Raw genomic sequence first — 4520 nt, 5'->3', positions numbered from 1 at the left:
GCTGCGGGCTCCCGGCGCAGGGCGGAGGTGGTGAGCTGGAGAAGGAACAGCCCGAGACACAGAACTCCGGCGATGGCGGAGGTGGCGACCATCTCGCGGGCCAGGTCCGGGGAGGTCAGGTCCAGGCTCGTGGCTTGGTCCATCTGGGCCCAGAGCCAGGTCGTCGCGTTCATCGCCGCTGCGCCGAACTGGTCGGACATGGCGGCGAAGGACCCGTTGACGGCGTTCTGGCTCTGCGATGCGAGGAAGTCGCCCGTCTGGCAGAGGGGATTCAGTGCCTGGGCCCCGTCGCAGCTCATGAGCCCGCCAGCGGCACGACGGTGTATGCCGCGAGCGTGACGAAGCCCCAGTGGTCTCGAGTTGGGGGCCCCTCGAGGTTGAAGCTCAGGGCCACGCTCGTGGTCGCCGTGTGGGGGGAGCCGTCGTCGACGGTGTGCAACGTGACCAGGGCGGTGACTTCACGGCCGGTCACGCCCGCATCGGTGATTCGCCCGGTGGCGACCGCTGACGTCCACGAGTACGGCTGGTTCACGTGCTGGATCTGGACGGTCGTCCGGGCGCTCCTGCCCGCCAGGCCTTCCCACTCCGTTGGGGTCGGGACGGGAGCAGGACCCGAACCCGTGTCGGTCACGGAGAAGACGGCCCACTTGTCCCTGAGGTCGGACGGGATCAGGCCCATGACCAACGGGTCGGTGGACTGGGCGGCGTGTGCTTGCACCCACCCCAGCAGCTCGGTGCGAGGCTGTCGATAGTCCTGCGTCAGGAGTCGGGTGACGAACGCGCGGGCGAAGAGGTCTGGCTGAGCCATGACGTCGGCCGGAAGATCGGCTGGCGTGGTCGTCGCAGTGACCGCGGGCATGGCCGTCGCGCGGGACAGCTGCCCGTCCGGTGGTGACGACGCTGCAGTGGAGGCGGTGGGTGCGGTGGAGCCGCTGGCGGACGTCATGGCGCCGGGCAGCGGCAGGACGCGTCCGGGTGCGCCTTCGGGTGTCGCACCGGTGTGCCCTGCAACGAGTGCCCCGACGGCCAGAGCAACCGCGAAGGTGCCCGCCGTGAGTGCGAGGAGACCGCGCCGGACGCGTAATGGCCGGGTCGTGCTGCGCCTGCGCCGCCTCATCATCGGACGGCCGCTCCGGCGGTGGTGAAGAACGTGACGAGCGTGTTGGCCGCGCCGATGAGCATGGCGGCGGCACCAGCGACCAGTACGCCGGTCTTGCCCTTGCCGGCGATGTGCGGGTTGGCCGAGTGGGACCCGATGGCCCACGCGATCGCCGAGAGCGCGACCCCTGCCACGGCCGCGATGAGGCCGAGTGTGAGGAGGGCTCCAACAATCTGCTCGAGAGCGGTCAGCCCGGGCAGGCCGTTGGTGTTGGGCTGGATGTCGACGGTCGGGATCATCGGAACGCCTTTCGGAGGAGACGGGTGCCGGTCGGGTGGTCGTGTCGGCTACTGCGCGGGCGGGGCACCATCGGCGCGATCTCAGCCGATGTGGCGCACAGCGGAGACCCCGCCGGCCGTGTAGGAGGAGAGGGTGACGACGCGCACGACGTCGCCGGTGTGCGGGGCATGGACGACGAGCCCGCCTCCCAGGTACATGCCGACGTGGCCAGGTGCCGCCAGGGAGCCGTCGCTGCCGGGAATGAGGATGAGGTCGCCTGGCTCGACTCGCGTCAGGGAGCTGCCGGTTCCGTCGGTGACCTGCTGCTGTGTGGTGCGGTCCAGCTGGATGCCGGCAGCGGACCACGCCCGCAGCATGAGCCCTGAGCAGTCGTAGCGGTCGGGGCCGACCGCTCCCCACAGGTAGGGCTTGCCCCGCTGGGCGAGTGCGACGGCGATGGCCGAGCGTGCCGAGGGTGTGCTGGCCGCCGGGATGGCGTAGCCGGACGGGAGCCCGTAGGCGTCCGTGGGGCCAGGCGGTGGGTCACCGGTTGCTGCCCCGCAGCCGAGGGCGGGCCTGGATGTCTGGACGGTGTTGAGGATCTGGCTCGCCCGACCAAGCTGGGCCAGGTAGTTCTCGCCGTAGACGGCCGAGTAGTGGTTGGTCGGGGTGGGACGGCCGTCGAAGGCGGACCGTTGGACGGTCTGCGCAGACTCCCAGGGGTTGGTGGTGGCCCACCCGGGCGATGACGTCAGCGCGTCGACGAAGAGGTTGGTCGAGACGACGGGATCCATCCGCTGGGCGGCGCTTCCCCACCCCGCGCGTTGCTGAAAGATCCCCAGCGAGTCGTGGTCCGACCCGGCCCCCTGAGCCGGAAGCCCCAGCCCAGCCGGGACATTGGGATTCGAGAGGACTCTGAGCTGGGACTCGGCGAGGCCGACCATGAGCGAGATCAGGGCGCCCCGATCTCCGCCTCGGCCCGAGGCGACCGCAACGATGGTTCGCGCGTTCTGCGCCTGAGCGTCCGAGAGCCCCGACACCGGACCGGACGAGGCACACACGGGCGACGGCGTCAGCTGCGACGCGTCTGCACCGGTGACCCCTCCGAGGAGGATCACCCCGAAGATCAGGCCGAGGACTGCCAGGGCTCCGAGCGGCACGACGAGCTTCAAGAAAGGCACGGACGTTGACCAGGGGGAGGGGGCACCATGTCGTGCGCGACTTGCGCTGTCCGGCATACGGGGCAAAGTTGTTCCCGAGACGAGGGGAGGTGACCCGCGTGCGGAAGCGCAGTCGAGCAGCGAAGGCTCTGACCGGCATGGACGTTTCGTATGCCGACGCGCGCCACTTGGCCCTCGAGCTCGCCGGCGGCAGGGGCCAGTCTCTCGACGCCATGACTGCCGGGGTTGTCCTCGAGGGGGGCGAGGTTGCTCGTCGGCTGGTCGATGGCTGGCTACGCATCTGGGTGGACGGCGCCTGGTCGCTGCCTCGGTGGACGCAGTCGTTGGTCTCCGATCGACGCCTGCTCGTGCGGTTGGACAGCGGCGAACTCGTGTCGCTCTGGTGGGAGGGTCTCGTGGGGTTCTCCGCCGATCTCGAGGCGGGGTACGTCGTGCTCGACTTCGGGGACGGACGACCGCGGTCGCTGTCTGGGCCAGGCGCGCCGGTGGTCGCCGTCGCGGGTGTGGCACGTCTCTACGGCCCGGAGGCGATGCTCACGCACCCCGCGCTTGCACCGCTTCGTCGCCACCCTGACGATTCTTCGCTGGCTGTCCGGTGACCCAGACCGTCCCGATCGTCGAGAGCTGGCGACGGGCGTAGTGGCGTTGATGAGCCGACATCTCCACCTGGTAGCAGTACAGGGCCAGGAGTCCTGGCCATCCGCTTGGCGAGCCCGCAAGCAGTCGGTGCATGGCTCGACGCTGCGCGTCGGTGTAGCCCAGCTGCGCGAGCATCCGCCGTGTGCAGGCACGGGAGTTGCCACCGGCCCGCTTGGCCGAGACAGTGACGAGCGGGTCCCTGGCGCCGCGCCGTCGGGCCTCCTCGACCCGGGACAGCAGGACCTCGAACGCCGGGACGAGCCGCGTCCGGGCCAGCTCGGCGGAGGTGATGTCCAGCTCGGTGACGACCCAGTCGACGAACGTCATGCTGCACCCGTCCCGTCGAGGTTGCGCCAGCGGACGGGCTGGCCTTGTTCGACGCCGGTCATGCCATGCAGCGCGTCCGCCTGCGCAGCCCGCCCGGACCCGCTCGCTCCCCTTGTCGCGACCCCGCGCAGCATGATGAAAAGTTCCAGCGGGCGCAGCTTCCGCGCATCGTCGTCGTGCGCACGCAGCCAGGACATCGCGGCGATCAGCTCGTCGCTGGCGTATTCGGAGGTGACGAGGATCTGCGACGACGACCCGAGCGGGGTGACCGCCGCCGTCCCCCGAGTGCAGATGCAGTCCCTGACGACGAGCCAGAGCCGGTCCCGGTCCGGTGACTGGGTCGACAAGGGTGGACATCGCACGAGTGCTTCCCACAGTCCTTGGCGGTCCGCCTCGGTGTCGTTTGCGTTCATCGTCTCCCCCTCGGAGCCTGAGGCGGGCGTCGAGGCCCCCCGTTGTCTGTGTCGTCCTGACCCCATAAGGCACCGTTCGGCTCGCCCGCAGCAATCACGGATGAGGCAATCTGTGGACATCGCACGGCGGCGCCCGACCTGTGGACAACCCTGTTCTGGCACCCTGGCCTCCGTTGCCGGTGACCTGTGTCAGTCCGACCATGGATGGTGTCTCGTGGAATCACGACGTGTCCTCCGTCTGTCGTCGACGGAAACCACGTTTCACGACAAGCGGCCGGCGGGACTAGGTGACGAGGGATGACTGCAGGTGACTCCCAGCAGGGGCTCGAGCCGCCGCTGAAGCTCGCCCGCCTCAGGCTGGGCTGGAGCCAGGCGGGCGCCATGCGGCGGTTCGAGGGTGCCGTCGCGCGGGCCGGTGGCGCGGCGCCGTCAGGCGCGTCGCTGAAGAGGATGTTCGCCTACTGGGAGACCGGCGAACGTGCGGTGACCGTCCCGGCATACCGGCGCGCTTTCGTCGAGATCTACGCCGCGCCGCCCGAGGCGCTCGGCTTCACACCGCCCGACGAGACCGGACGGATCGCG

General features: G+C 70.0%; 8 protein-coding genes. 2 read left to right on the top strand and 6 right to left on the bottom strand.

The window, feature by feature from the left end:
* The 4 genes from ACLL9L_RS03185 to ACLL9L_RS03170 form a co-directional block, all read right to left on the bottom strand.
* The coding region (locus tag ACLL9L_RS03185; protein ID WP_411283203.1) for a hypothetical protein at window positions 1–299 on the bottom strand (299 nt) is incomplete at its 3' end.
* A complete protein-coding gene (locus tag ACLL9L_RS03180; protein WP_411283202.1) occupies window positions 296–946 on the bottom strand; it encodes a hypothetical protein in 651 nt (216 codons plus the stop codon). The genes ACLL9L_RS03185 and ACLL9L_RS03180, both read right to left, overlap by 4 nt.
* A gap of 170 nt (window positions 947–1116) precedes the next feature.
* Window positions 1117–1398 carry a DUF6112 family protein gene (locus ACLL9L_RS03175; protein WP_411283201.1) on the bottom strand — a complete coding sequence of 94 codons (282 nt, stop codon included), beginning with the start codon at window positions 1396–1398 and terminating at the stop codon, window positions 1117–1119.
* An 81-nt stretch (window positions 1399–1479) separates the two neighbouring features.
* Window positions 1480–2559, bottom strand: coding sequence for a C40 family peptidase (locus tag ACLL9L_RS03170; RefSeq protein ID WP_411283200.1), 1080 nt, complete (start codon window positions 2557–2559; stop codon window positions 1480–1482).
* Between the two features lie 98 nt (window positions 2560–2657).
* Between ACLL9L_RS03170 and ACLL9L_RS03165 the strand changes: the two genes are divergently transcribed.
* A complete protein-coding gene (locus ACLL9L_RS03165; RefSeq protein ID WP_411283199.1) occupies window positions 2658–3158 on the top strand; it encodes a hypothetical protein in 501 nt (166 codons plus the stop codon).
* Here ACLL9L_RS03165 and ACLL9L_RS03160 read toward each other — a convergent pair.
* Window positions 3094–3525 carry a hypothetical protein gene (locus ACLL9L_RS03160; RefSeq protein WP_411283198.1) on the bottom strand — a complete coding sequence of 144 codons (432 nt, stop codon included), beginning with the start codon at window positions 3523–3525 and terminating at the stop codon, window positions 3094–3096. The genes ACLL9L_RS03165 and ACLL9L_RS03160 overlap by 65 nt on opposite strands.
* On the bottom strand, window positions 3522–3938 hold the full coding sequence (locus tag ACLL9L_RS03155) for a hypothetical protein (protein ID WP_411283197.1): 417 nt from the start codon (window positions 3936–3938) through the stop codon (window positions 3522–3524). The genes ACLL9L_RS03160 and ACLL9L_RS03155 overlap by 4 nt, the downstream gene beginning before the upstream one ends.
* Window positions 3939–4235: 297 nt before the next feature.
* On the opposite strand from ACLL9L_RS03155, the gene ACLL9L_RS03150 reads away from it, so the two are divergent.
* A partial coding sequence (locus tag ACLL9L_RS03150) for a hypothetical protein (protein WP_411283196.1) occupies window positions 4236–4520 on the top strand: 285 nt, incomplete at its 3' end.

Origin of the sequence: Lapillicoccus sp. (genome assembly GCF_046595215.1) — a bacterium.
GTDB lineage: Bacteria > Actinomycetota > Actinomycetes > Actinomycetales > Dermatophilaceae > Lapillicoccus.
Note: the sequence above shows the minus strand (reverse complement) of the source record. Positions and strands in the feature narration are given on the sequence as shown.